At 61.8% G+C, this 24882-nt stretch carries 30 protein-coding genes; 26 read left to right on the top strand and 4 right to left on the bottom strand.

Translation table 11 applies throughout. The annotated features are described in order from the left end of the window. The first annotated feature begins 15 nt into the window (after positions 1–15). From CEW87_RS02005 to murA, 7 genes are read left to right on the top strand one after another with little or no spacing between them, the layout of a single operon-like run. Positions 16–873, top strand: coding sequence for a VacJ family lipoprotein (locus tag CEW87_RS02005; RefSeq protein ID WP_108971233.1), 858 nt, complete (start codon positions 16–18; stop codon positions 871–873). A gap of 10 nt (positions 874–883) precedes the next feature. Beyond that, a complete protein-coding gene (locus CEW87_RS02000; RefSeq protein ID WP_108971232.1) occupies positions 884–1516 on the top strand; it encodes an MlaC/ttg2D family ABC transporter substrate-binding protein in 633 nt (210 codons plus the stop codon). After that, on the top strand, positions 1516–1785 hold the full coding sequence (locus CEW87_RS01995) for an STAS domain-containing protein (protein WP_108971231.1): 270 nt from the start codon (positions 1516–1518) through the stop codon (positions 1783–1785). Before CEW87_RS02000 ends, CEW87_RS01995 begins: the two co-directional genes overlap by 1 nt. 2 nt (positions 1786–1787) lie before the next feature. Further along, positions 1788–2690 (top strand): ABC transporter ATP-binding protein, encoded by a 903-nt coding sequence (locus CEW87_RS01990; RefSeq protein ID WP_108971230.1) that lies wholly within the window; start codon positions 1788–1790, stop codon positions 2688–2690. Between the two features lie 40 nt (positions 2691–2730). After that, on the top strand, positions 2731–3483 hold the full coding sequence (locus CEW87_RS01985; protein WP_108949357.1) for an ABC transporter permease: 753 nt from the start codon (positions 2731–2733) through the stop codon (positions 3481–3483). 13 nt (positions 3484–3496) lie between these two features. Further along, positions 3497–3754 carry a BolA family protein gene (locus CEW87_RS01980; RefSeq protein WP_108949356.1) on the top strand — a complete coding sequence of 86 codons (258 nt, stop codon included), beginning with the start codon at positions 3497–3499 and terminating at the stop codon, positions 3752–3754. A gap of 9 nt (positions 3755–3763) precedes the next feature. Continuing rightward, a complete protein-coding gene (murA, locus tag CEW87_RS01975; RefSeq protein ID WP_108971229.1) occupies positions 3764–5014 on the top strand; it encodes a UDP-N-acetylglucosamine 1-carboxyvinyltransferase in 1251 nt (416 codons plus the stop codon). Between the two features lie 47 nt (positions 5015–5061). On the opposite strand, the gene rnk is transcribed toward murA, so the two are convergent. Next, positions 5062–5460, bottom strand: coding sequence for a nucleoside diphosphate kinase regulator (rnk, locus tag CEW87_RS01970; RefSeq protein ID WP_108971228.1), 399 nt, complete (start codon positions 5458–5460; stop codon positions 5062–5064). Positions 5461–5607: 147 nt separating this feature from the next. On the opposite strand from rnk, the gene hisG reads away from it, so the two are divergent. Both hisG and hisD read left to right on the top strand, forming a co-directional pair. After that, a complete protein-coding gene (gene hisG / locus CEW87_RS01965) occupies positions 5608–6252 on the top strand; it encodes an ATP phosphoribosyltransferase (protein WP_108949354.1) in 645 nt (214 codons plus the stop codon). An 8-nt stretch (positions 6253–6260) separates the two neighbouring features. Beyond that, positions 6261–7568: a histidinol dehydrogenase gene (gene hisD, locus CEW87_RS01960; RefSeq protein ID WP_108949353.1), complete on the top strand. Its 1308-nt coding sequence runs from the start codon at positions 6261–6263 to the stop codon at positions 7566–7568. 73 nt (positions 7569–7641) lie between these two features. Here hisD and hisC read toward each other — a convergent pair whose 3' ends face one another. Further along, the gene (gene hisC, locus CEW87_RS01955) at positions 7642–8715 is read right to left on the bottom strand and encodes a histidinol-phosphate transaminase (protein WP_108971227.1); all 1074 of its coding nucleotides are present in this window, start codon (positions 8713–8715) and stop codon (positions 7642–7644) included. 96 nt (positions 8716–8811) lie between these two features. Between hisC and hisB the strand changes: the two genes are divergently transcribed. The 10 genes from hisB to tatC all read left to right on the top strand — a co-directional run bounded on the left by hisB (position 8812) and on the right by tatC (position 14280). After that, on the top strand, positions 8812–9399 hold the full coding sequence (gene hisB, locus CEW87_RS01950; protein ID WP_108976864.1) for an imidazoleglycerol-phosphate dehydratase HisB: 588 nt from the start codon (positions 8812–8814) through the stop codon (positions 9397–9399). A gap of 47 nt (positions 9400–9446) precedes the next feature. Continuing rightward, complete coding sequence (gene hisH, locus CEW87_RS01945) at positions 9447–10085, top strand: imidazole glycerol phosphate synthase subunit HisH (RefSeq protein ID WP_108971226.1); 639 nt, start codon at positions 9447–9449, stop codon at positions 10083–10085. Between the two features lie 42 nt (positions 10086–10127). Then, positions 10128–10877, top strand: a complete 750-nt coding sequence (hisA, locus tag CEW87_RS01940) for a 1-(5-phosphoribosyl)-5-[(5-phosphoribosylamino)methylideneamino]imidazole-4-carboxamide isomerase (RefSeq protein WP_108949350.1) — start codon at positions 10128–10130, stop codon at positions 10875–10877. Beyond that, the gene (gene hisF, locus CEW87_RS01935; RefSeq protein WP_108971225.1) at positions 10878–11636 is read left to right on the top strand and encodes an imidazole glycerol phosphate synthase subunit HisF; all 759 of its coding nucleotides are present in this window, start codon (positions 10878–10880) and stop codon (positions 11634–11636) included. After that, a complete protein-coding gene (gene hisI, locus CEW87_RS01930) occupies positions 11633–12028 on the top strand; it encodes a phosphoribosyl-AMP cyclohydrolase (protein ID WP_108949348.1) in 396 nt (131 codons plus the stop codon). The genes hisF and hisI overlap by 4 nt, the downstream gene beginning before the upstream one ends. Beyond that, positions 12025–12348, top strand: coding sequence for a phosphoribosyl-ATP diphosphatase (locus CEW87_RS01925; RefSeq protein WP_108971224.1), 324 nt, complete (start codon positions 12025–12027; stop codon positions 12346–12348). Before hisI ends, CEW87_RS01925 begins: the two co-directional genes overlap by 4 nt. A gap of 10 nt (positions 12349–12358) precedes the next feature. Next, positions 12359–12706, top strand: a complete 348-nt coding sequence (locus tag CEW87_RS01920; protein WP_108971223.1) for a histidine triad nucleotide-binding protein — start codon at positions 12359–12361, stop codon at positions 12704–12706. Between the two features lie 10 nt (positions 12707–12716). Next, positions 12717–12950 carry a Sec-independent protein translocase subunit TatA gene (gene tatA, locus CEW87_RS01915; protein ID WP_108949345.1) on the top strand — a complete coding sequence of 78 codons (234 nt, stop codon included), beginning with the start codon at positions 12717–12719 and terminating at the stop codon, positions 12948–12950. Positions 12951–13015: 65 nt separating this feature from the next. After that, positions 13016–13480, top strand: a complete 465-nt coding sequence (tatB, locus tag CEW87_RS01910; protein WP_108971222.1) for a Sec-independent protein translocase protein TatB — start codon at positions 13016–13018, stop codon at positions 13478–13480. Next, the gene (gene tatC, locus CEW87_RS01905; protein ID WP_108971221.1) at positions 13477–14280 is read left to right on the top strand and encodes a twin-arginine translocase subunit TatC; all 804 of its coding nucleotides are present in this window, start codon (positions 13477–13479) and stop codon (positions 14278–14280) included. The genes tatB and tatC overlap by 4 nt, the downstream gene beginning before the upstream one ends. A gap of 14 nt (positions 14281–14294) precedes the next feature. On the opposite strand, the gene CEW87_RS01900 is transcribed toward tatC, so the two are convergent. Then, the gene (locus CEW87_RS01900; protein ID WP_108971220.1) at positions 14295–15452 is read right to left on the bottom strand and encodes a Do family serine endopeptidase; all 1158 of its coding nucleotides are present in this window, start codon (positions 15450–15452) and stop codon (positions 14295–14297) included. A 74-nt stretch (positions 15453–15526) separates the two neighbouring features. Between CEW87_RS01900 and CEW87_RS01895 the strand changes: the two genes are divergently transcribed. Further along, entirely contained in the window at positions 15527–16276 is a 750-nt protein-coding gene (locus tag CEW87_RS01895) for a Nif3-like dinuclear metal center hexameric protein (protein ID WP_108971219.1), read from the top strand. Between the two features lie 6 nt (positions 16277–16282). Here CEW87_RS01895 and CEW87_RS01890 read toward each other — a convergent pair whose 3' ends face one another. Beyond that, positions 16283–17905, bottom strand: coding sequence for a FimV family protein (locus CEW87_RS01890; protein WP_108971218.1), 1623 nt, complete (start codon positions 17903–17905; stop codon positions 16283–16285). Between the two features lie 492 nt (positions 17906–18397). Here CEW87_RS01890 and CEW87_RS01885 point away from each other — a divergent pair, with 492 nt between their 5' ends. From CEW87_RS01885 to CEW87_RS01860, 6 genes are all read left to right on the top strand, one after another. Then, positions 18398–18952: a DUF2889 domain-containing protein gene (locus CEW87_RS01885; protein WP_108971217.1), complete on the top strand. Its 555-nt coding sequence runs from the start codon at positions 18398–18400 to the stop codon at positions 18950–18952. A 235-nt stretch (positions 18953–19187) separates the two neighbouring features. Then, positions 19188–20348, top strand: coding sequence for an ADP-forming succinate--CoA ligase subunit beta (gene sucC, locus CEW87_RS01880; RefSeq protein WP_108971216.1), 1161 nt, complete (start codon positions 19188–19190; stop codon positions 20346–20348). An 11-nt stretch (positions 20349–20359) separates the two neighbouring features. Further along, complete coding sequence (gene sucD / locus CEW87_RS01875) at positions 20360–21253, top strand: succinate--CoA ligase subunit alpha (RefSeq protein WP_108949338.1); 894 nt, start codon at positions 20360–20362, stop codon at positions 21251–21253. Between the two features lie 464 nt (positions 21254–21717). After that, positions 21718–23124 carry a group II intron reverse transcriptase/maturase gene (gene ltrA, locus CEW87_RS01870; protein WP_108971215.1) on the top strand — a complete coding sequence of 469 codons (1407 nt, stop codon included), beginning with the start codon at positions 21718–21720 and terminating at the stop codon, positions 23122–23124. Between the two features lie 162 nt (positions 23125–23286). Then, positions 23287–24069: a PP2C family protein-serine/threonine phosphatase gene (locus tag CEW87_RS01865; protein ID WP_108971214.1), complete on the top strand. Its 783-nt coding sequence runs from the start codon at positions 23287–23289 to the stop codon at positions 24067–24069. A 59-nt stretch (positions 24070–24128) separates the two neighbouring features. Further along, positions 24129–24872, top strand: a complete 744-nt coding sequence (locus tag CEW87_RS01860) for an FHA domain-containing protein (RefSeq protein ID WP_108971213.1) — start codon at positions 24129–24131, stop codon at positions 24870–24872. Positions 24873–24882: the final 10 nt, after the last annotated feature.

Below are 24882 nucleotides of genomic sequence, written 5' to 3'. Positions count from 1 at the left end.
ATGGAGAAAACCGAAATGAACGCAACAATGCGTCCCCTCCGAAGCGGCGTGCGTGTGCTGGTCCTGGCGGCAACCGTGTTGCTGGGTAGCGGTTGTGCGACGACGGCATCGGATCCTCAGGATCCGCTCGAAGGCTACAACCGGGCCATGTTTTCATTCAACGAAGGGCTGGACAAGGCTGTGATCAAGCCGGCCGCCCAGGCCTACGATGCGGTATTGCCGTCGCCGGTCCGCACGGGCGTGAGCAACGTGTTCGGCAACCTCGGCGACCCCTGGATCGGCGTCAACAACCTGCTTCAGGGCAAGTTCGCAGATGCGCTGAGTGACATGATGCGCTTCCTGTTCAACTCGACATTCGGTATTGCCGGTGTGCTCGATATTGCGACAGAGATGGGCTTTGCCAAGCATGACGAGGACTTTGGTCAGACGCTCGGCCGCTGGGGCGTCGGTGACGGTGCGTACATCGTGCTGCCTTTCTTCGGTCCGCGCACCTTGCGTGACGCAGCAATGCTTCCGGTCGATATGTCGGTCGATCCCGTGTCGTCCGTTGGCCACATCCCGACGCGCAATACGATGACCGGTGTGCGTCTCCTGAACACGCGCGCAAATCTCCTCGGTGTGGACAAGACCCTGGAAGAAGGCACGCTCGACAAGTACAGCTATGTGCGCGACTTCTATCTTGAACAGCGCCGTTACAAAGTTTTCGATGGCAACCCGCCACGGGTGTACGAAGATTTCAGCCGTGTAGACGGTGACAGCCTGCCGCTGGGCAGGGCTGCAGACGAACTCGCAGCGGTTGCAGTGGAAGACCTGGAACTGCTCGGTGTCGGTGATTTTGCGCTGAATGCCCGAACTGACGGGCATTTCAACTGAACTGGTGAGAATGATGAAGAGAATTTTGTGCTGCTTCCTGTTGATGTTCGCGACCGCTGCGCCTGCCGCGTTTGCGATTGACGAGAAGACCCCGCCCGATGTGCTGGTGCGCTCGGTGACCAACGACGTACTGACGATCGTGCGCGAAGACAAGGCCATTCAGTCGGGTGATACCACGCGGGCGCTTGGTCTGGTGGAGGAGCGGGTGCTGCCCCACTTCAACTTTCGCCGCATGACCATGCTGGCGGTCGGTCGCGACTGGCGCAGCGCCACGCCGGTTCAGCAGGACCGTCTGACCGAAGCATTCAAGACCCTGCTGGTGCGGACCTACTCGAATGCACTGACCCAGTATCGTGAGCAGGTCATCGATTTCAAGCCCACCCGCATGGGCGTGGCCGACACGACGGTCCAGGTGCGCACCGAGGTGCGTCAGCCGGGGGCTCAGCCCATCGGCATCGACTACATGCTGGAAAAGACCAGCACAGGCTGGAAGGTATTCGACGTGGTCGTGGCCGGCGTGAGCCTGGTGACCAACTATCGGGGCAGCTTTGGCTCCGAGGTGCGCAGCAACGGCATTGATGGCCTGATTCGTTCGCTGGAGTCTAAGAACAGCTCGCTCGTGAGCGCACAGGCGGGCAGTTGATGGCAGAAGCAACCGTTGTCCGCATGGAGGGGGTGCTCACCATGCGGACAATCGCCGGACTGGTCGATCGTGCCCTTCCTGAGGGCAATTGCGTCGTAGACCTCGCGGCCGTTGTCGAGGCCGACTCGGCTGCGCTGGCGCTGCTTCTGGAATGGTCGCGCCGGCTGAAGGCGCGCGGCGACACATTGAGTGTCACCGGTATGCCTGACGGGCTGAAAAGCCTGAGTGAACTCTATGGTCTGGACGAAGTCCTGCCGATTGCCGGTTGAGCATGACGACGACTGTTCCCGCAATCCGGATTTCCGCCGTGACCAAGCAATACGGGCGCCTGCAGGCGCTGGGCGGCGTCGACCTTGAAATCCGTCAGGGCGAGTTCTTCGGCTTGCTGGGGCCAAACGGCGCCGGCAAAACAACACTGATTTCCGCGCTGGCCGGCCTGGTGCGTGCGGATAGCGGCAAGCTTGAAGTGATGGGCCACGACGTCGTGAGCGACTATCGCAAGGCCAGGCGCAATCTCGGGGTGGTGCCGCAGGAACTGGTCTTCGATCCCTTCTTCACCGTGCGCGAGTTGTTGCGCATCCAGTCCGGCTATTTCGGCATTCGCAACAACGACGACTGGATCGACGAGATCCTCGCCAGCCTGGATCTGACGGCCAAGGCGGCTTCCAACATGCGGACCCTGTCCGGCGGCATGAAGCGCCGGGTGCTGGTGGCGCAGGCGCTGGTTCATCGCCCGCCGGTGATCGTGCTCGACGAGCCGACCGCGGGCGTCGATGTCGAGCTGCGGCAGGGCTTGTGGCAGTTCGTGCGCAAGCTCAACCGGGACGGTCATACCATCGTGCTGACCACGCACTATCTCGAAGAGGCCGAGACCCTGTGTGGCCGCATCGCCATGCTCAAGGCGGGCAAGGTGGTCGCGCTCGATACGACGCAGAACCTGCTCAATCGCTTTGCAACGCACACCATGCGGGTGAAGGTCGCACATCCGGAAGTCGCGCTCGTGCTTGGCGGACATGCGGTGGAGGGCGGCTGGATCGAGTTTCCCTTCGATGCCTTCGCCGATGTCGAACAACTGCTGGCCCGTCTGCGCGAAGGCAATGCAGGCGTGACCGAGATGCATCTCGGCGAGCCGGATCTGGAACGGGTTTTCATTGAGGTCATGCATCGTGTCTGAGCGTCCGCAGCAGATCGTGTCTGGTGAGGACGCCCCGTGGATGGGGTTTCGCACCCTGCTGTACAAGGAAGTGTTGCGCTTCCGCAAGGTGGCCTTCCAGACCGTCATGGCGCCGGTGCTCAACGCCGTGCTCTTCCTGCTCATCTTCTCCCATGTGCTGGATCGTCACGTCACGGTATACGGCGATATCGCCTATACCGCCTTTCTCGTGCCCGGTCTGGTGATGATGTCGCTGTTGCAGAACGCCTTCGCGAACAGTTCATCCTCGCTGATACAGAGCAAAATCACCGGTAACATCATCTTCGTGCTGCTGCCGCCACTGTCCTATCGTGAGTTCTATGCGGCCTACGTGATCGCCTCGACCTTTCGTGGTCTGTTCGTCGGCGTCGGCGTATTGCTGATCTCGATCCCCTTTGTCGAACTGCATATGGCCGCGCCCCTGTGGGTGATCGTGTTTGCCGTGCTGGGCGGGGGCATTCTCAGTTCGCTCGGCGTCATTGCCGGCATCTGGGCGGACAAGTTCGATCAGCTTGCCGCGTTTCAGAACTTCCTGATCATGCCGCTCACGATGCTGTCGGGCGTGTTCTATTCGATTCATTCCCTGCCGCAGCTGTGGCAGGACGTGTCCCATGCCAACCCGTTCTTCTTCATGATCGACGGCTTCCGCTACGGCTTCTTCGGCCAGTCCGACGTGTCGCCCTGGCTCAGCCTCGGTGTGGTGAGCGGGTGTTTTGTTTTTGTCGCGGTACTGACCCTGGCGATGCTCGCACGGGGCTACAAGTTGCGCGCCTGAGAGGAGTCTGGAAATGTTCGAGGCAAGTGAAGTCAAGCGGTTGATCGAGCAGGGTCTCCCCTGCGAATTCGTTCTCATCGACGGTGATGATGGTGTGCATTTCAGCGGGATCGTGGTCAGCGCGAGTTTCGAGGGTCAGCTCAAGGTGCGCCAGCACCAGGCCGTTTACGCCACGCTGGGCAAGCTGATGGGCAACGAGATCCATGCCCTGCAGCTGCAAACCTATACCCCGGCCAAATGGGCCGAGGCGCGCGTCGAGTTGGGACTGTAAGCGAAGATCATGGACAAGCTGTTGATTGAAGGCGGTTTCCGCCTCTCGGGTGAAGTAGCCATCTCCGGTGCCAAGAACGCGGCGCTGCCGATCCTGTGTGCGGCATTGCTGACGGCGGAGCCTGTCACCTTTACCAATGTTCCGCAGCTCAAGGACATCGGCACCTTGCTCGACCTGCTCGGGCAGATGGGGGTGAAGGTCAGCATCGATGGCGGCACCGCGACGCTGGAGGCTGCCGGCCTGAACAATCCGGTCGCACCCTATGAGATGGTGAAGACCATGCGCGCCTCCATCCTCGTGCTGGGGCCGCTGGTGGCGCGCTGCGGCGAGGCGCGTGTCAGCCTGCCCGGCGGCTGTGCCATCGGCGCACGCCCGGTGGATCAGCATATCAAGGGGCTGCAGGCGATGGGCGCCGAGGTGACGGTTGAGCATGGTTACGTGCATGCCCGAGTGCCGCGCCTGAAGGGCGCACGACTGTTCACCGACATGGTGACGGTGACCGGCACCGAGAACCTGATGATGGCGGCCTGCCTGGCTGATGGCGAGACCGTGATCGAGAACGCGGCACGCGAGCCGGAGATTGTCGATCTCGCCAACTGCCTTGTGGCGATGGGGGCCCGCATCTCCGGTGCAGGGACCGACGTCATTCGTATCCAGGGGGTTGAGCGCCTGCATGGCGCGACGCACCGGATCATGCCCGACCGCATCGAGACCGGCACCTATCTGTGCGCGGCTGCAGTAACCGGCGGTGATGTCAGGCTGACCGGGACGTCTGCGGCCTACCTCGATGCCGTCGTCGACAAGCTGATGGATGCTGGTTGCGAGGTCGAGACCGAGCGCGATGCGATTCGCCTCAAGGCACCTCAGCGCCTGCAGGCAGTGAACCTGCGGACCTCGCCCTATCCCGCATTTCCCACCGACATGCAGGCGCAGTTCATGGCGCTCAATTGCGTGGCGGATGGTGTTGCGATGATCCGCGAAACCATCTTCGAGAACCGCTTCATGCATGCGGTTGAGCTGCAGCGTCTGGGTGCAGACATCCGCATCGACGGCAATACGGCGGTGGTCAAGGGGGTCGAGCGTCTGCAGGGTGCTGCGGTCATGGCGACCGATCTGCGTGCGTCTGCCAGTCTGGTGATTGCCGGGCTGATAGCGGATGGTGAGACCACGATCGAGCGCATCTACCATCTCGACCGCGGCTACGAACGACTTGAGGAAAAGCTGGCGGCGCTCGGCGCGCGCGTGCGTCGTCTGAACTGAAGACGCCCGCACCGGCGCAGCCCGTCAGGGCGCGCCGGTTGTTTCGCTTACGGTTGCGCCGTTGCGGCGGCCTGTTTTACGGCCAGTACCTTCAGCCTGATCGGCTTCCCGTCGGGTGTTGTCCAGTCGATGCTCTGACCGGTCGCGAGGCCGATCAGCGCGCTGCCCGCAGGCGAGAAGATGGACACGTGGCTGGTTTCGGCACTGGCGTCGCGCGGGTAGGTGAGCGTGAGTTCATACTCGCGGCCAGTGTTTTCTTCCAGGAAGCGCGCGCGGCTGTTCATCATGATGACGTCGTCCGGCATGTCTTCCGTCTCGCGCACATCGGCGCGATCGAGTTCGGCACGCAGTGGATCGAGATCGCTTCTGCTGCGCGCGGAGGGGGCGGACAGCAGGCCTTCGAGCCTGTCCATGTCCTGCGTTGAGATGATGATCTCGGGTTTCATGATGATCGTTTCCTGATGACAAAAAGGAAAATGGTCGAGCAGACAAAGAAAATGGCCGAGCCGCTGTCGCGGTTCAGCCATCTGGTGTGAGGCTAACAGAAGCCCTGCCGGGTTACAATACGGGCCCGATTCAGCAAGGTCAGAACCGTGTCCAGCATCACCCTCGCCCTGTCCAAGGGCCGTATCTTCGAGGAAACCCTGCCGCTGCTGGCAGCAGCCGGCATCGTCCCGACCGACAATCCCGAAAGCTCGCGCAAGCTCATCATCGGCACAAACCGCCCTGATGTGCGTCTGGTCATCGTGCGTGCGACCGATACACCGACCTATGTCCAGTACGGCGCGGCCGATCTTGGCATCGCGGGCAAGGACGTGCTGATCGAGCATGGCGGAGCAGGGCTCTATCAGCCGCTCGATCTCAACATCGCACGCTGCCGCCTGTGTGTGGCGGTGCAGAAAGGCTTCGACTACGAGGCGGCAATCCGTCCTGGCGGTCGTATCCGCGTCGCCACCAAGTACATCAATGCCGCCAAGGCGCATTTCGCCGGCAAGGGAATGCACGTCGATCTGATCAAGCTCTACGGCTCGATGGAGCTGGCGCCGCTGGTCGGTCTGGCCGATGCCATCGTCGACCTGGTCTCCACCGGCGGCACGCTGCGCGCCAACAATCTCGAGGAAGTCGAAGACATCATGCCGATCAGTTCGCGCCTGATCGTCAATCAGGCTTCGCTCAAGCTCAAGCGCGAACTTATCCAGCCGATGCTCGACGCCTTCGCCGGCGCAGTCAAACCCTGAGGCCTGCCATGAGCCAGACACCCATTCGCCGTCTCGACGCGCGCGAGCCGGAATTCCTGTCGGTACTCGATGCACTGCTCGCGTTCGAGGCATCTGCGGACGATCGCATCGATGCAGCCGTCACCGAGATTCTGCGCGCGGTGCGCGCGACCGGTGATGCAGCAGTCATCGAGTACACGAAACGATTCGATCGCCTCGATGTGGCCTCGATGGCGGCGCTTGAGCTGCCGAAGTCTGCGCTGCATGCGGCGCTCGATGGTCTGGCGGTCGAGCAGCGCGAGGCGCTGCGCGTGGCTGCCGACCGCGTGCGTGTCTACCACGAGCGCCAGAAGGCCGATTCCTGGGAGTACACCGAGGCCGATGGAACCCGCCTCGGGCAGAAGGTGACGCCCCTCGATCGCGTCGGCCTGTATGTGCCGGGTGGACGGGCCTCGTATCCCAGTTCGGTGCTGATGAATGCGATTCCGGCCAAGGTGGCCGGTGTTGGCGAGCTGATCATGGTCGTGCCGACGCCGGGCGGCGAGCAGAATCCGCTGGTGCTGGCAGCCGCTGCGATTACCGGCGTGGACCGGGTGTTCACGATTGGCGGTGCGCAAGCGGTTGCTGCGCTTGCCTATGGCACTCAGACCATTCCCCAGGTGGACAAGATCGTCGGACCGGGCAATGCCTTTGTTGCCGAGGCCAAGCGGCGGGTGTTCGGTACGGTGGGCATCGACATGGTGGCCGGGCCGTCAGAGGTGCTGATCATCTCTGATGGCAGTGGCCACGCCGACTGGGTGGCGATGGACCTCTTCGCCCAGGCCGAGCACGACGAACTCGCCCAGTCCATCCTGTTGTGCACGGACGCCGGCTTCATCGATGCGGTGCACGATGCGATCGACCGCCTGCTGCCGACGATGCCGCGACAGGAGACCATCGCAAAATCGCTGGCCAATCGTGGTGCGCTGATTCACGTCGAGAGTCTCGAGCAGGCGTGTGCCATCGCCAACCGCATCGCACCGGAACACCTTGAGCTGTCGATGGACAACGCCGAGCAGTGGGTTGATCACATCCGCCATGCGGGGGCGATCTTCGTCGGGCACTGGGCGGTCGAGGCGCTTGGTGATTACTGTGCCGGTCCCAACCATGTGTTGCCGACCATGCGCAGCGCGCGCTTTTCGTCGCCGCTGGGTGTGTATGACTTCCAGAAGCGGACCAGCATCGTGCACATCTCTGAGGCGGGTGCCCAGCATCTGGGCAAGGTTGCGTCGATTCTCGCGCATGGTGAGGGCCTGCAGGCTCACGCGCGCTCGGCGGAGATGCGGCTGAAGGTTTGATCTTCCGGCTTTCGCCAGACGCTGCCCCGAGGCCCCGGCGCGCTTGAGAAGCGCGCCGGGGCATCGTGTTATGTCAGGCGGCGAGAATCTCTCCCAGCGCGCTGACCAGCATTTCACACTGTGCGTCGGTCCCAATCGTGATGCGCAGGAACTGATCGATGCGCGGGGCCTTGAAATGGCGCACGATGATGGCGCGCTGGCGCAAGGCCGCGGCCAGTTCGGCGCCGTCGCGTTGCGGATGGCGGGCGAAAATGAAGTTGGCGGCTGACGGCAGCACCTCGAAGCCGAGTGCCTGCATCCTGACGACCAGCGCCTCGCGCGTGGCAATCACCTTGCGGCAGCTCTCAAGGAAGTAAGCGTCGTCTTCAACCGAGGCTTCCGCCCCGGCAAGGGCGAGTCGGTCGAGCGGGTAGGAGTTGAAGCTGTTCTTGACCCGCTCCAGTCCGGCAATCAGGTCCGCATGTCCGATCGCGAAGCCGACCCGCAGGCCTGCCAGCGACCGGCTCTTGGAGAAGGTCTGGCACACCAGCAGGTTGGGGTAGCGGTCTACCAGCGCAATAGCGCTTTCACCACCGAAATCCACATAAGCCTCGTCGATCAGCACGACGGCGTCCGGGTTTCCTGCAACGACGCGCTCGATTGCCTCGAGCGGCAGCGCGCTGCCGGTCGGCGCGTTGGGGTTCGGAAAAATGATCGCACCTGCCCGGCGCTCACCGTCGGGAAGATAGTCTGCCGGATCGATCTGCAGGCTTTCGGTCAGCGGAACGATCCGCGACTCGACGCCGTACAGCCCGCAATAGACCGGGTAGAAGCTGTAGGAAATGTCGGGCATCCACAGCGGCAGCTCATGCTTGAGCAGACCCTGGAACGCATGCGCGAGCACTTCGTCCGAGCCGTTGCCGACGAAGACCTGCTCGGGGCGAACGCCGTAGCGTGCCGCGAGTGCGGCTTTCAGCCGGTCGGCATTGGGGTCGGGGTAGAGCCGGAGGGTGTCTGACGTCGCCTCGCGAATCGCCTCCAGCACCCTCGGCGAGGGACCATATGGATGCTCGTTCGTATTGAGCTTGACCAGGTTTTCAATCTTGGGCTGCTCGCCCGGTACATAGGGGGTCAGGCCGTGCGTCACGGCGCTCCAGAAACGGCTCATGCGTGGGTTTTCCGCGGGGCAGGAGGGGTCGGGTGGAATTCGTCGAGCGATGGTATCATGGCTCTCCATGCCTCCACCTGCAGTAGCTTAATGTCCATGCGGCAAGCCGACGTCACTCGCGATACCCTCGAAACCAAGATTTCCGTGCGCATCGATCTCGATGGTACGGGCAAGGGCACACTCGAAACCGGGGTTCCCTTTCTCGATCACATGCTCGACCAGATTGTCCGCCACGGGCTGATCGATCTGGACGTGCGTTGTCAGGGCGATACCCACATCGACGACCACCATACGGTGGAAGACGTCGGTATCACGATCGGCCAGGCCTTTGCCAAGGCGCTTGGCGACAAGAAAGGCGTGCGTCGCTACGGACATGCCTACGTGCCGCTTGACGAAGCAATGTCACGGGTCGTCGTTGATTTCTCGGGTCGCCCCGGCCTGCACTATTTCGTGACCTACACCCGGGCGCGGATCGGCAATTTCGACGTCGATCTGGTTCGCGAGTTCTTCCAGGGCTTCGTCAATCACGCAGGTCTGACGCTGCATATCGACAATCTGCGTGGTGACAATGCACATCACCAGTGCGAAACCATTTTCAAGGCTTTCGCCCGCGCTTTGCGGATGGCTGCCGAGCGCGATGAGCGCGCTGCAGGTACCATCCCCTCAACCAAGGGCGCGCTCTGATTTTCTGACGCATTCTTTTTTCATCCCTTTACGCGAGCATTGAAACGATGACCACCGTGGCCATCATTGATTACGGCATGGGCAATCTGCGCTCCGTTGCCAAGGCTGTTGAGCATGTGGCGCCGGGCCACCGCATTCACGTGACCTGCGATCCTGCAGTCGTGGCTGCGGCTGACCGCGTCGTTTTCCCCGGCCAGGGGGCGATGCCCGACTGCATGCGCGAGCTTGATCTGCGCGGCCTGCGTCCGGCAGTGCTCGAGGCGGCTGCGACCAAGCCCTTTCTCGGAATCTGCATCGGACAGCAGATGCTGTTCGAGCACAGTGAAGAGGGCAATGTGCCCGGGCTTGGCGTGTTCGAGGGCGAGGTCGTGCGTTTTCGCGATGCGGACATGCTCTGTGCGGATGGTGCCCGACTGAAGGTGCCGCACATGGGTTGGAACGAGGTCTGGCAGGATGGCAAGCATGCGCTGTGGGAAGGTATCCCCGACGGCGAGCGCTTCTATTTCGTCCATAGCTATTACGTGTCGCCGTCAGACCCCGCCGTGTCCGCTGCCGAAACCCTGTACGGACGGCGCTTTACCAGTGCGGTGGCTCGGGCTAATATCTTTGCGGTTCAGTTTCATCCCGAGAAAAGCGCACAGGCCGGTTTGCGCCTGCTGTCGAATTTCATTCGCTGGGCGCCCTGACCTGCGACCCGTCATCCATCAATTCACTGTCTCTATTCCGGTATGCTGCTCATTCCCGCCATCGATCTCAAGGACGGTCATTGTGTTCGCCTTAAACAAGGCGAAATGGACGATGCCACCGTATTCTCTGAAGACCCCGCTGCCATGGCGCGGCACTGGATCGAACAGGGCGCACGTCGCCTGCACCTTGTCGACCTGAACGGTGCCTTTGCCGGCAAACCCAAAAATGGCGGCGCCATTCGCGCCATCACCAATGAGGTGGGGGACGACATTCCGGTGCAACTCGGGGGCGGAATCCGCGACCTCGATACCATCGAGCAGTATCTCGACAATGGCATCAGCTACGTCATCATCGGCACCGCTGCGGTGAAGAACCCCGGCTTTCTGCACGATGCCTGCAGCGCCTTCCCTGGTCACATCATTGTCGGTCTCGACGCCAAGGACGGCAAAGTGGCTGTCGATGGCTGGTCCAAGCTGACCGGGCACGACGTGATCGACTTGGCAAAGAAGTTCGAAGACTACGGCGTCGAGTCCGTCATCTATACCGATATCGGTCGTGACGGCATGCTGTCCGGCGTCAATATCGAGGCCACTGTGCGCTTGGCACAGGCGCTGCGGATTCCCGTGATTGCCAGCGGTGGCGTGGCTGCGCTGTCGGATATCGATGCGCTGTGTGCCGTCGAGGAGGAAGGCGTGATGGGGGCGATTACCGGTCGCGCCATCTACGAAGGCACGCTCGATTTTGCCGCCGGGCAGGCCCGTGCGGACGAACTCAACGGCCAGGCCGACTGAATGCTCGCAAAACGCATCATTCCCTGTCTCGACGTCAGTGCCGGCCGCGTGGTCAAGGGCGTCAATTTCGTCGAACTGCGTGACGCGGGGGATCCGGTCGAGATCGCCAAGCGTTACGACGAGCAGGGTGCGGACGAGATCACGTTTCTCGACATCACGGCGAGCTCGGATGCCCGCGATATCATTCTGCACGTGGTCGAACAGGTCGCGGATCAGGTCTTCATCCCGCTGACGGTTGGCGGCGGCGTGCGTACGGTCGACGATGTGCGGCGCCTGCTCAATGCGGGGGCCGACAAGGTCAGCATCAATACCGCTGCGGTGAACAATCCTCAGGTGGTGCATGACGCCAGCAGCAAGGTCGGCAGTCAGTGCATCGTCGTTGCCATCGATGCCAAGCAGACGGCTCCGGGAAAGTGGCAGGTGTTCACGCATGGTGGCCGCAACAACACCGGGCTTGACGCAATCGAGTGGGCGCAACGTGTCGAGGCGCTCGGCGCCGGCGAGATTCTGCTGACCAGCATGGATCGCGACGGCACCAAGGCGGGCTTCGACCTCGGTCTGACCCGGGCGGTATCGGACGCGGTGCGTATCCCGGTGATTGCGAGCGGTGGTGTCGGTACGCTCGAGCATCTGTCAGAGGGCGTGTCCACCGGCCGCGCCGACGCGGTGCTCGCTGCCAGCATCTTTCACTTTGGCCAGCACACGGTGCGCGAAGCGAAGGAACTGATGCGTTCACATGGGATCGAGGTAAGGCTGTGAGCAATAACAACCGCTGGCTCAACGACGTGAAGTGGGATGAGAACGGACTGGTGCCGGTCATCGCACAAGAGGCGTCCAGTGGCGATGTGCTCATGTTTGCGTGGATGAACCGTGACGCGCTGCAGCGCACTGCCGAAACCGGAGAGGCAGTCTATTGGTCACGTTCGCGGCGTAAGCTGTGGCACAAGGGCGAGGAGTCGGGCCATGTGCAGAAGGTGCTCGACATCCGTATCGATTGTGATAACGACGTCGTGCTGCTGAAGATCGAACAGGTGGGCGGAATCGCCTGTCACACCGGTCGTCACAGCTGCTTCTTCCAGAAGTTTTTCGCCGATGGCCGCTGGGAGGCCGTCGAACCGGTTCTCAAAGACCCGAAGGATATCTACCAATGATCGACATCGAAGTGCTGCATCGCGTGGCGGCCACACTGGCCGAGCGCAAGAAGGCTGACCCCGATTCGTCCTACGTGTCCAGTCTGTATGCCAAGGGTACCGACGCCATCTGCAAGAAGGTGGCCGAGGAGGCGGCGGAGACCATCATGGCCGCCAAGGACAAGGACATGCTCCACGTGGTGTGGGAAGTGACCGACCTCTGGTTCCACTCGCTGGTGCTGCTGACGCACTTCGGTCTGTCGGTGGACGATGTCCTCGCCGAGTTCCGGCGTCGCGAGGGGGTGTCTGGCATCGACGAGAAGAAGTCTCGTACTGCCTGAGCCGCGCCTCATGACTGACTGTCTGTTTTGCAGGATTGTGCGTGGGGAGATCCCCGCGCGCAAAGTTTACGAAGATGATCTGGTGGTGGCGTTTCATGACATTCAGCCTGCCGCCCCGGTTCATATCCTCTTGATTCCAAAGCTTCATATTGCATCGATGGCCGATCTTGAGCTCAGCCACGAAGGCGTGATGGGGCACTTGATGGTGGTCGCATCGCGCATCGCTCGGGAACAAGGCTGCACGGACGGGTTCAGAACCATTGTGAACACCGGGCGGGTGGGCTTGCAGGAGGTGTATCATCTTCACGTTCATATTGTGGGCGGGCCGCAGCCGCTACCGCCCATGTTGAAGCACTAAGGAGAGCGGTATGGGTTCATTCAGTATCTGGCACTGGCTGATCGTTCTGGTCATCGTCATGCTCGTTTTTGGCACCAAGAAACTGCGTAACGTCGGTCAGGATCTCGGCGGTGCGGTAAAGGGTTTCAAGGAAGGCATGAAGGAGGCGGATGCTTCGGCTGACGCGTCTGACAAGCAGAAGATTGCCACCGGTCAGACGATCGAGGGCGAGGCGCGCGAGAAGGTCGAGAAGTCCTCCTCCTGAAACGCATTTAACCCGCGACGCAGGGGCGCACGAGCGCCCCTTCTTTTCGCGTTGGGCCAGGAAAAATGTTCGATTTCGGTTTTTCGGAACTCGTTGTCATCGGCGTCGTGATGCTGATCGTGGTGGGGCCCGAGCGTTTGCCCAAAGTGGCAAGAACTGCAGGCCACCTGCTTGGCAGGCTGCAGCGCTACGTCTCCGACGTGAAGTCGGACATCCAGCGTGAAATGCAGCTCGAAGAGCTGAAGAAGCTGCAGGAGCAGGTCAAGGAGCAGGCGCACGAAATGGAGTCTTCGGTGCGTGAGCAGGTCAGCAGCCTCGAGGCCGGGCTGGGCAAGACGGTGGATGAGGTGAAGGCCGCGCTGCCGGGCGAGGAGTCGGTCGGCGGTGGTGCTGCAACTGCAGGTGCGCAGCAGCAGGCGGCGCCAGTTGAGCAGGCCGCCGTGGCAGATGGCTCGGCAGAGTCGACTTCGCAACTCGAGCTGGGGCTCGATCCCGCGGTTCGTCAGCCCTTACCGGTGGACAAGGCATGAACGAAATGCAGGAAACTTTCATTGCACACCTGGTTGAGTTGCGCGACCGGTTGCTGCGGGCAATGGTTGCACTGGTCATCGTGTTCATTTGCCTGATGCCTTGGGCGGGCGAGATCTACGACGTACTGGCCAAGCCGATGATGGATACGCTGCCCGAAGGTACGCACATGATTGCGACCGGGGTGGTGACGCCGTTCTTCGTGCCGGTCAAGGTCACGATGATGGTGGCTTTCGTGCTGGCGCTGCCCGTGGTGCTTTACCAGGCCTGGGCTTTCGTGGCGCCAGGGCTGTACGCGCATGAGCGTAAGCTCGCGATCCCGCTGGTTGCCGGCAGCACGCTGCTGTTTCTCGTCGGGATGGCATTCTGCTATTTCTTCGTGTTTGGAACGGTGTTCCGCTTCATTGCCGAGTTTGCGCCAAAGAGCATCGTGCCGGCGCCAGACATCGAACAGTATCTTTCCTTCGTCATGTCGATGTTCATTGCCTTCGGCTTGACCTTCGAGGTGCCGATTGCAGTGATCCTGCTGGTCAAGGCGGGCGTGGTGACAGTTGCCAAACTGCGGGAAATTCGGCCTTACGTTGTTGTCGGGGCTTTCGTCATTGCGGCAATTATTACGCCGCCCGACGTGATTTCGCAGTTCATGCTTGCCGTCCCGATGTGCCTGCTCTACGAGTTGGGCATCATGCTCGCGAACATGATCTCCAAGCCCGCGGCCGAACCCGATTACGTTGCGCCAACGGCGGTCGAAATGGACCGCGAGCTTGACCGCATCGAGGACGCAGAGCGCGAGGGCAAGTAAGGCGAGATGACCGCCTAGCGAGCTGCCTGCGGGATGGGGCGGCGCGCGACGGCGACGGTCAGGTCGACATCCTTGCCGGAGCGGCGCACCCGGAATGACGCAGTCTTGCCCGGCGGCAAGGCTGCGACGAGTTCCAGCATGGCTTTCGGGTCCTGAACAGTCTTCCCATCGACGGCGACGAGAACGTCGCCCGGACGCACACCACCCTGTTCTGCCGGGCTGCCTCTGAGCACGCCGGCGATGAGCGCGCCTTCCGTGCCCAGCAGTCCGAACGAGCTTGCAAGCTCGGGCGTGATCTCGCGAATCTCCACGCCCACCCAGCCGCGCGTCACCTCGCCGGTGGCCACGATCTGTTCGAGCACGTTGCGCGCGATCGAGATCGGAATTGCAAAGCCGATTCCGAGCGATCCGCCAGACCGGGAGTAGATGGCAGTGTTGATGCCCACCAGGTTGCCCGTGCTGTCGACCAACGCACCACCCGAGTTGCCGGGATTGATGGCAGCGTCGGTCTGAATGTAGTTTTCGAACGTGTTGATGCCAAGATGGCTGCGGCCAAGTGCCGAGATGATGCCCATGGTGACGGTCTGGCCGACACCGAAAGGATTGCCGATGGCAAGCACCACATCGCCAACATGAAGCATGTCGCCGCGGGCGAGGGTGATTGAGGGCAGGGGGGCGTCGGCCGTGATGCGAAGAACGGCGAGGTCGGTTTCGGGGTCTCTGCCGATCACGCTTGCCGAGTACTGGCGCCCGTCATTCAGGGCCACCTCGATCTCGTCCGCGGCGTCGACGACGTGGTTGTTCGTCAGGATGAAACCGTCCGGACTGACGATGACGCCGGAGCCCAGTCCGGAGCTCTGCTGCTTTCCCTCCTCGGGGCGGTCGCCGAAGAAGTGGCGAAACACCGGGTCGTTCAGCAAGGGGTGGCGCGATGCGCGCGCAGCCTTGGTCGTGTAAATGTGAACGACGGCGGGCATCGAGCGCTGCGCGGCTTCGGCGTAGGAGCCCGGCGCAACGCGCACACCGGGATCGCTCGCCGGTGCTTCGAGAATAGCCACCACTGCATCCGGGGCTGTATTTCGCAGCCACTCCGGCTTGAGGGTGTTGAGGACGAACAGAACCGCGACGCTTGCAGTCACGGCCTGCGCAAAGATCAGCCACAGGCGGCGCATAATGTTGCTCGGTTTCGAGGCGATTTCCGGCCGGAAGGGTCGCCCTGTTGAACGTGAAAATGAGTGGAGACGGCATGCAGCTCAGCGCTTTGCAAAACCATCTGGATGAATTGCTCGAGGTCGCGCGGCTGCGCGATTATTGCCCAAACGGGCTGCAAGTGGAAGGACGCGAGGAGGTGCGCCGTGTGCTATGCGGCGTGACAGCGAGCCAGGAACTGCTCGATGCCGCAGTCGCGGGCGACTATGACGCGGTGCTGGTTCATCATGGCTATTTCTGGCGCGGCGAGGATGGGCGCATCACCGGTATGCGCAAGCGTCGTCTGTCCACGCTGCTGAAGAACGACATCAGTCTGCTCGCTTACCACCTGCCGCTCGACGTGCATCCGCAACTTGGCAACAACGCTCAACTGGCTGCAATCATGGGCTGGGTGGGTGAGGGACGGTTTGCGGAGCAGGACCTGGGCTGGATCGGAAGGCCGGAAACGGAGGATATGTCGGCGTCCGAAATCGCGGCCACGATTGCCGTCAGGCTCGGGCGCGAGCCCCTGCTGGTGGGTGACGGTGAGCGCAAGGTGAAACGGATTGCATGGTGTACCGGCGGTGCGCAGGGCTACTTCGAACAGGCTGTTCAGGCTGGCGCCGACCTCTATGTGTCGGGGGAGATCTCGGAGCAGACCACGCATGTTGCCCGCGAGTCGGGCGTGCCGTATATCGCGGCAGGTCACCACGCGACCGAGCGCTACGGACCGATGGCGATGGCCATCTACCTGTCTGACAACCTGGGCTTGCAGGCGACTTTTCTCGATCTGCCCAATCCGGTTTGAACCCGGTCAACTGTTCCCGGGCGGACGCTCGGTCTGCGGCCCGTTGTCCTCGAGTTCTTCGTGGGTGGGGCGGTAGGGGCCGAGTTGCTGCTCGAGGATGGCGCTGAGGCACAGAATGTCGTCGATGACGTTCAGGGGGAAGCCCTGCCGGGTGCCATCGCGGTTGTCGCGCAGCAGTTTTCTCAGAAACGCCTGACATTCGCGCGTACCCCAGAGTTGCTGCAGCGAATTGACCAGGTGCGGCATCTTTTCGAGCGTGTCCGGTGCGCTGCGCGCCTCGTCGAAATTGTCCCAGGTGACCGTCTTGACGTTGAATGTCTTGTTCAGCTGGCGGGCAAGGCCGTCGAACTCCGCCCGCAGGTCGGCTGCGCGATAGACTTCGAGCAGCTTGAGCCAGGGTGTGACGGCCTGTTTCGGGTTGCTGCGGATGAAATCCGCCAGAGTTTCGGCTGCGCCGTGGACGCGGCCGAAGCTCATCATGATCTCTGCCAGTTCGATGGCGGAGTCGTGTTCTTCGACCTCCTCTTCTTCCACAAGCGGGGCCAGTTCGGTGGTGCCGAATCCGGAAGGCTCATGATCCCATTCCAGCGGCAGTACGCCGGCTGGCGCGGGAATCTGGGTCAGAGGAGCATCGAACTCATCTGCCGTACTGGTCGAGACTGGCGCTTCTGCAACTGCTTTCGGCTGCGGCGGGGTCTGCGGTGCCAGAGCGATGTGCGGTTCTGCGACGGGCTCGTCCTCTGCCTTGCGACGCGAGCGCAGGAGCAGGAGTGCCGCAATGCCGAGTCCGCCAAGTGCGAGCGCCGCGTTCTGCATCCAGTCATCGGAAGCCGTCTCTTGCGGAGCCGGTTCGATGCGTGGCGGTACTGGCGGTGGCTGTACGGCAGGCGGCTGTGCGGCAGGTGGCGGCGCAACGCCGATGCGGCCGGCCTGTTCCATCAGCCTGGTCTGGATCTGCTCGAGTTCCTTGATGCGGGCCAGCAGCTCCATCTGGGTGACGATGCTGCGGTCGATCGCCGTGGCGATTTCCTGCTCCCTGCGTTCGAGGCCGGACATCTCCCCGCTGCGATCACCCAGGGTTGCGGTGGGGGGAGGCGCCGAGCGGCTGTCCGCCTCCTCGGGTGCAACGATGAGGCGGTCGCCGCTTACCGGGCCGGGTGCAGCTTCGCGGCGGGCTTCGGTCGAAACCGGGCGGTCGGCGCGGCTTGATGCCTGGGGTGTCCGCTGCGGAGGTGGCGGGCTATTGCGCGAGATGGCAGCAAGGCTCGGCACGACAAGTGGCGTACCCGGCGACAATTGGCGGCTGCGCGATGCCAGGTCAGGAAAGAGTGCGGGGTTGGCTTTCGCCGCCTCGCGCACGAAGCGGCGCTGCGCAGCGCTGTTTCTCGGGTAGAGCGCTTGTGCAATTCCGGTCAGTGATTCACCCGGGGCGGTGATCCATTCGCTGCCCGCGGAGGAGGGCCGAGCCGTTGCTGCTGCCCTGCCCGACGTTCGGGGCTGAGTGGCGGCGGCACTTGCGCGAGGCGCGACAACCGGGGTGCCGGAATAGGGGAAGAGCAGGGTGTACGTGCGCCGCAGCCGTGTCTCGCAAACGTTGTCGATCGTCAGCTGTGCAATGGGCTCATCCATACTCTCTGACGAAGAGATCACGATCCGGGTTGCGCGACCACTGCCCACGGCGCTGATCCGGGCGCGCCTGATGGAGGGCAGTCCATTTGCTGCGTCCTGCGCGGGCACAATTCTGAGGCAGGCGCCGGCATCGTCCGGGCGGCCGTCACGAAGCCCGATTTCAACCCGCAGAGGAGCTCCAATTGCTGACAGCGAAACTACGTCGCCCAGCACCGCCGAGTGAGCGATGGGAGATGCTGCCAGCGTCAGGCTGGCGATGAGGATCGCGATCGGAGTCCGTCTTATTGTCATTTTCCGCTTGCCCGGCGGTTGCGTGAAATCATGTCGCTGTTTTTATCAGACATTCGAGTGGTATTCCAGCGAAGTTATCCGATTGTGCGGAATAATTTCGCGTGCCGTACCTTTTTTGGCTGGAACGGCGGCCGGGTGTGCATCACGGAGGACTTCGCGTTTGGGTTAAACTCGTTCCTCCATACGATGCCGTACGTAAATATGTCGCTCCCAACGCCCACTGCCGCGCGTCAGCGCGCCCATACCCGACGTATCGAAGTCGAAGGCTTTCTCCGCGAAGACGGAATGCTCGAGCTCGATGCCAGTCTGACCGACATCAAGGATCTCGATTACCCGATTGCTTCCGGGGTTCGGCCTGCGGGCGTCCCCGTGCATCTGATGCGGGTCCGGGTGACCTTCGATGAGGGCTTCAATATCATCGCCGCCGCGGCGTGTTCGGATGGCGTGCCGTATCCCGGCTATTGCGACACCATTGGTCCGGTATATGCAAGGCTGGTCGGGCTCAATCTTGTGCGGGGCTTCAGACGAACCGTGGGGGAGATGTTTTCCGACGTCAGTGGCTGTACGCATATCACCGAGTTGCTGCTGTCCCTGCCGACTGCTGCAATTCAGACCTTTGCGACCTTCCGGCGCGACAACGAAGAGACGAAAGAGAAGCCCTTCCAGCTCGATCGCTGCCACGCGCTTGAAACGTCGTCTGCGGCAGTGCAGCGCTATTATCCCAAGTGGTACCGTCGCGGAGACCCCGCTGCATAGCGGGCAGGCATACGCGCGCCTGTGCGTTGCGGAAAAACGGTTATAATTTGGCGTTCTTGCGGTTACCACGCATTGCAGCGGGCGAGCCAATAGACAGGTCAGGCGCAGTCGGTCTGGCTTAGAGCGGTGGGCGTCGGTCGAGGGAGACGGCGTTCGTCGCGGAGCGAAGCTCCGAAGCGTCCCATCAACCTGCTCGCGGCGACCCATACGCCACGACTTCGATCGAAGGGCAATCATGAAGATTCATGAGTATCAGGCAAAAGAAGTTCTAAGAAAGTTCGGCGTTGTGACGCCGCGCGGTATTCATTGCACCAGCGTCGATGACGCGGTCAAGGCAGCGGAAACGCTCGGTGGCAAGGTCTGGGTGGTGAAGGCCCAGATTCACGCCGGCGGCCGCGGCAAGGGCGGTGGCGTGAAGCTCGCCAAGTCGCTCGATGAGGTGCGTCAATATGCGACCGATATCCTCGGCATGCAGTTGATCACCCATCAGACCGGTCCGGAAGGTCAAAAGGTGCGCAACCTGCTGATCGAGGAAGGCGCCGACATTCAGCACGAGTACTACGTTGCCGCGCTGACCGATCGTGCTTCCCAGCGCGTTGCCATGATGGCCTCCTCGGAAGGCGGCATGGACATCGAGGAAGTTGCTCACAGCACGCCCGAGAAGATTCTCAAGGTGTTCGTCGATCCCGCTGTCGGCCTGACCGACGCGCAAGCCACCGAGCTGGCCAAGGGTATCGGCATGCCCGAGGGCTCGATTGCCAATGCGGTCGATGCGCTCAAGAAGCTCTACACCTGCTATATGGAAACCGACGCTTCGCTGGCGGAAATCAACCCGCTGATCCACGAGAGCAACGGTACCGTGAAGGCGCTCGACGCCAAGTTCAACTTCGACTCCAACGCGCTCTATCGTCATCCGGAAATCGTGGCCTACCGCGACCTCGACGAAGAAGATGCTGACGAAATCGAAGCGTCCAAGTTCGATCTGGCCTATATCAGCCTCGATGGCAACATCGGCTGCCTGGTGAACGGCGCCGGTCTGGCGATGGCCACCATGGACACGATCAAGCTGTTCGGCGCAGAGCCGGCCAACTTCCTCGACGTCGGTGGCGGTGCCACGGCCGAGAAGGTGACCGAAGCGTTCAAGATCATGCTCAAGAACCCCAAGGTCAAGGGCATCCTGGTCAACATCTTCGGCGGCATCATGAAGTGCGACACCATCGCCACCGGCGTGGTGACTGCAGCCAAGGAAGTGAACCTCTCCGTCCCGCTCGTGGTGCGCATGAAGGGCACCAACGAAGACCTCGGCAAGAAGATCCTCGCCGAGTCGGGTCTGCCGATCATCACCGCCGACACGATGGCGGATGCTGCCACCAAGATCGTGGCCGCGCTCAAGTAAGGAGAGTCTGAATGTCCATCCTGATCAACAAAGACACCAAGGTCATCACCCAGGGCATCACCGGGAAGACGGGCCAGTTCCACACCGAGAAGTGCCAGGAATACGCCAACGGCAAGAACTGCTTCGTTGCCGGCGTAAACCCGAAGAAAGCGGGCGAGTCCATTTTCGACATCCCCATTTTCGGTTCGGTGAAGGACGCTGCGGCTGAAACCGGCGCTACCGTGTCGGTGATCTACGTGCCGCCCGCAGGTGCTGCTGCCGCGATCTGGGAAGCTGTTGAAGCCGACCTCGATCTGGCAATCTGCATCACCGAAGGCATCCCCGTTCGCGACATGCTGGAAGTGCGCAACAAGATGAAGGCCAAGGTTGCTGCCGGCGGCAAGGAAACCCTGCTGCTGGGCCCCAACTGCCCGGGTCTGATCACGCCTGACGAAATCAAGATCGGCATCATGCCGGGTCACATCCACCGCAAGGGTCGTATCGGCGTGGTATCCCGCTCCGGCACGCTGACCTATGAAGCTGTTGCCCAGCTAACCGAAATCGGTCTGGGTCAGTCTTCCGCTGTCGGTATCGGTGGTGATCCGATCAACGGTCTGAAGCACATCGACGTGATGCGCATGTTCAACGACGATCCTGATACCGATGCGGTCATCATGATCGGCGAGATCGGCGGTCCGGACGAAGCTGAAGCTGCCGAATGGTGCAAGGCCAACATGAAGAAGCCGATCGTTGGCTTCATCGCTGGCGTCACGGCGCCGGCAGGCAAGCGCATGGGCCACGCCGGTGCGCTGATCTCCGGCGGTGCCGACACGGCCGATGCCAAGCTCGCGATCATGGAAGAGTGTGGCTTCAAGGTCACGCGCGATCCGTCCGAGATGGCCAAGCTGCTCAAGGCAATGCTCTGATCGTCTGCAGACGATGACTGAAAAAGGCGCCGGCAAGTCCGGCGCTTTTTTTTTGGTGCGCCCGGCAGGGCGCACTTACTAGGAGGTGTAAGTCCTCTACTCACCCGGCAAGGGGAAGAGTTAGCTGAACGGCAAGGGTGTCGCGGGTAACTGCGAATCTGGAGGAAGCCGAAGGCAAAGCGCTGGCCTGACGAACAGGAAGCGGATACGAGGCGCTGCAGTGGGGTGAGGCGGCCAATATCGTCAAAGCCCGAAACTTGCACGGAACGCTGTGGCGTAGATCCGACAGGCATAAGCGTGAAGGTATGTGCGTCATACCCGGGGAGATCCTCACGGGTGCCATGGTGCTACTGACGTCGTGAGGCGTCGGGATGCGCGTGAGGAAGTCAGCCGAGGCCATAGTAGCCGCCGGTTTGGGGCGAAGGGCCGAACATGGAAGAACGCGAGTAGGCGAACGTTTCTCGATGAAACTGACGAAGACAGAAGCCCATCGGGCAGATGGGGCGCGGGCAGAGGAGTCTGGACGGTATCTGGAGGGTGCTGGGCTGCGTGTCGAGGTGGAATCGGCGGGTGTTGAGCGGACGAAAGCGGAGTGGGCGTGTGAAAGCGGGCTGATGGAAGTCGTGTGTGAGCGCGGCAACCTGTGGCTTGCGTATGAGCGGGTGGTCAGGAACAAGGGTGCGGCCGGTGTCGATGGCATCGGGGTGTCCGAATTCAAGGCTCACTTGCAGCAGCACTGGCCGACGATCAAGGCCAAGCTGCTGGCGGGGATGTACGTTCCGCAAGCAGTGCGCCGAGTGGATATTCCGAAACCGCAAGGTGGGATGAGGGTGCTGGGCATTCCGACGCTGACGGATCGCTTGATCCAGCAAGCGTTGCATCAGGTGCTCTCACCGATCTTCGAGGCGGAGTTCTCCGAGTCGAGCTACGGCTTCCGACCGGGGAGGTCTGCCCATCAGGCGGTCAAGGCGGCACAGCAATACGTCGCCCAAGGCAGACGAGTCGTGGTGGATATGGATCTGGAGAAGTTCTTTGACCGGGTCAATCACGACATCCTGATGGCAAAGTTGGCGAAGAAGATCGAGGATGGGCGGGTACTGAAGCTGATTCGACGGTATCTGGAGGCAGGGATGATGGCAGAGGGGGTGGTCAGCCCGAGGACGCAGGGTACGCCGCAAGGCGGCCCATTGAGTCCGCTGCTGTCGAACATTGTGCTGACGGAATTGGACCGGGAGCTGGCGCGTCGGGGCCACGCGTTCTGCCGTTACGCAGACGACTGCAACATTTACGTCCGAAGCCATGCGGCAGGCGAGCGTGTTCTAGCGGGTATCAGCCAGTTTCTATCCGAGCGGCTCAAGCTCACGGTCAATGAGGCCAAGAGCGCGGTCGCACGACCGTGGGAGAGGAAGTTTCTGGGCTATAGCCTGACATGGCACAAGACCCCGAAGCTGCGGATTGCGCCAGTCAGCCTGAAACGGCTGGAGGACAAGATTCGCGATGTGCTCAAAGGCGCGAGGGGTCGCAGCGTGCGCGCCACGATCGAAGAATTGAATCCGGTGCTACGGGGTTGGGCAGCGTATTTCAAGCTGACCGAGACCAAGCGGGTGCTGGAAGAGATCGACGGTTGGCTCCGGCGTAAGCTGCGCTGCATCCTGTGGCGGCAATGGAAGCGGCCCTATACGCGTGCCAAGAGCCTGGTGAGGGCAGGACTGAAGGAGGAGCGGGCGTTTCGCTCAGCGTTCAATCAGCGCGGGCCGTGGTGGAACAGTGGCGCCAGCCACATGAATGCGGCCTTCCCGAAGTCCTTCTTTGATCGTTTGGGGCTGGTGTCGCTGCTCGACACGACGCGACGACTCCAGTGTTTTTCATGAACCGCCGTATGCGGAACCGCATGTACGGTGGTGTGAGAGGGCGACGGGGGCGACCCCGTCCCCTACTCGATCGCAGCCTGTCGGGTTAAGGGACGGTCTAGAATGACGGTATGAATTGTCGTTCATGGGGTGTCCCCAACGATCTGAAGGAGTGCAGCGACGATGTCTGAGCCCGAGGTGCGGCTTTGCCCCGCGACCACGAATGCATCCGGCTTCGAGTATGCGGGCTTGTCGCATGTCGGTCGTATACGCCGCAGAAATGAGGATTTCATCTCTATTGACGCCGACAATGGCTGGCTTCTGCTGGCTGATGGCATGGGGGGTTATCAGGGCGGCGATGTGGCTTCGGCGCTTTCGGTTCGTACTGTCCTCAAGTGCTTGCAGCGCGGTTCGCATGGCGATGGTCTCGAGGCGACCGCGATGGCGGACGCCTTACGCGAGGGCTTGAACGATGCCAATGAGGCCATTCGTCAGGCGGGTGCCGCCAATGCAGATTTGAGCGGGATGGGCGCGACGATGGTGGCGGCGTGTCTGACCAAGGAATGCCTGGTGCATGCGCACGTGGGGGATTCCCGTCTGTATCGGCTCCGTGATGGCACACTCGAGCAGCTTACGAGCGATCACACGGTTTTGCAGGCTCAGGTCGATGCTGGGCTGATTGGTCCGCTTGAGGCCATGCAGATGCCGAGCAGGGGCTTGCTGACGCGAGGTCTTGGCGTAGCGCCGACGGTGATTGTTGACGTTGGCGTGCATGAACTTGCGGAAAAAGACTGCTTTCTGCTGTGTTCGGACGGCTTGACCGACATGCTCGATGCGCGTGAAATTGCGCGTCTGCTTGGCGCGCCAGGTGCGGTGGACGACGTGGCTCAGGGACTGGTCGACGCAGCGCTCGCCCATGGTGGGCGCGACAATGTGTCCGTCATCATTGCGCGCTTTGCCGGCTGACGGCATGATTGTGAGGATTTCGCGCGCTGGGCGCGCCAACCGATAGATGGGTGCAGGCAATGCCGAAGTTGATTCTTAGCATGGATGGGCTGGTGCTCAAGGAAATCGTGCTCGACAAGGAGCGAACCTCCATCGGGCGCAAGCAGAATAATGACATTCAGATCGACAACCTTGCGATCAGTGGGCATCATGCGGTGATTACCTGCATCCTCGACGATGCTTTTCTCGAGGATCAGAACAGTACCAACGGTACCTACGTTAATGGGCAGCCGATCAAGAAGCATGTTCTGCAGAATAACGACGTGGTCGAGCTCGGGAAGTACCGTCTAAAGTTTCTGACCGACACTTCGCAACCGGGGCTTTCTGCCTCCGAGATGGTCGACACGGCTGCACTGAAGCCATTCGACATGACATCCGCTGCCGCAGCAGCGGAGTCCGTGCCGGTCGCGTCCGGCGCACGTGACGGCAGCGCGATCCGGACGCAGGTGCTGCCTGCCGACGCACTGGAGCATGGCGCGCCTGTTGAGCCGCCGCTCGATCGGCTCGGCGTCATTCAGGTCCTGAGTGGCGCGAATGCCGGTCGCGAGCTTGAATTGAGCAAGTCGCTGACCACTCTCGGCAAGCCAGGGCGTCAGGTTGCGGTAATCACCCGGCGGCCGCATGGATATTTCATCACCCATGTCGAAGGCGCGAGCTTTCCGACGGTCAATGGCCGCACGCTCGATGCCCAGGCCCACAGACTGGGCGATCACGACATCGTCGAGATTGCCGGCGTGAAGATGGAGTTTTTCCTCAAGACCTGAGCGCTGCGGG

It is taken from the genome of Parazoarcus communis (assembly GCF_003111665.1).
Taxonomy (GTDB): Bacteria; Pseudomonadota; Gammaproteobacteria; order Burkholderiales; family Rhodocyclaceae; genus Parazoarcus; species Parazoarcus communis_B.
The sequence above is the reverse complement of the archived record's forward strand: the minus strand, read 5'-3'. Positions and strand labels throughout refer to the sequence as shown.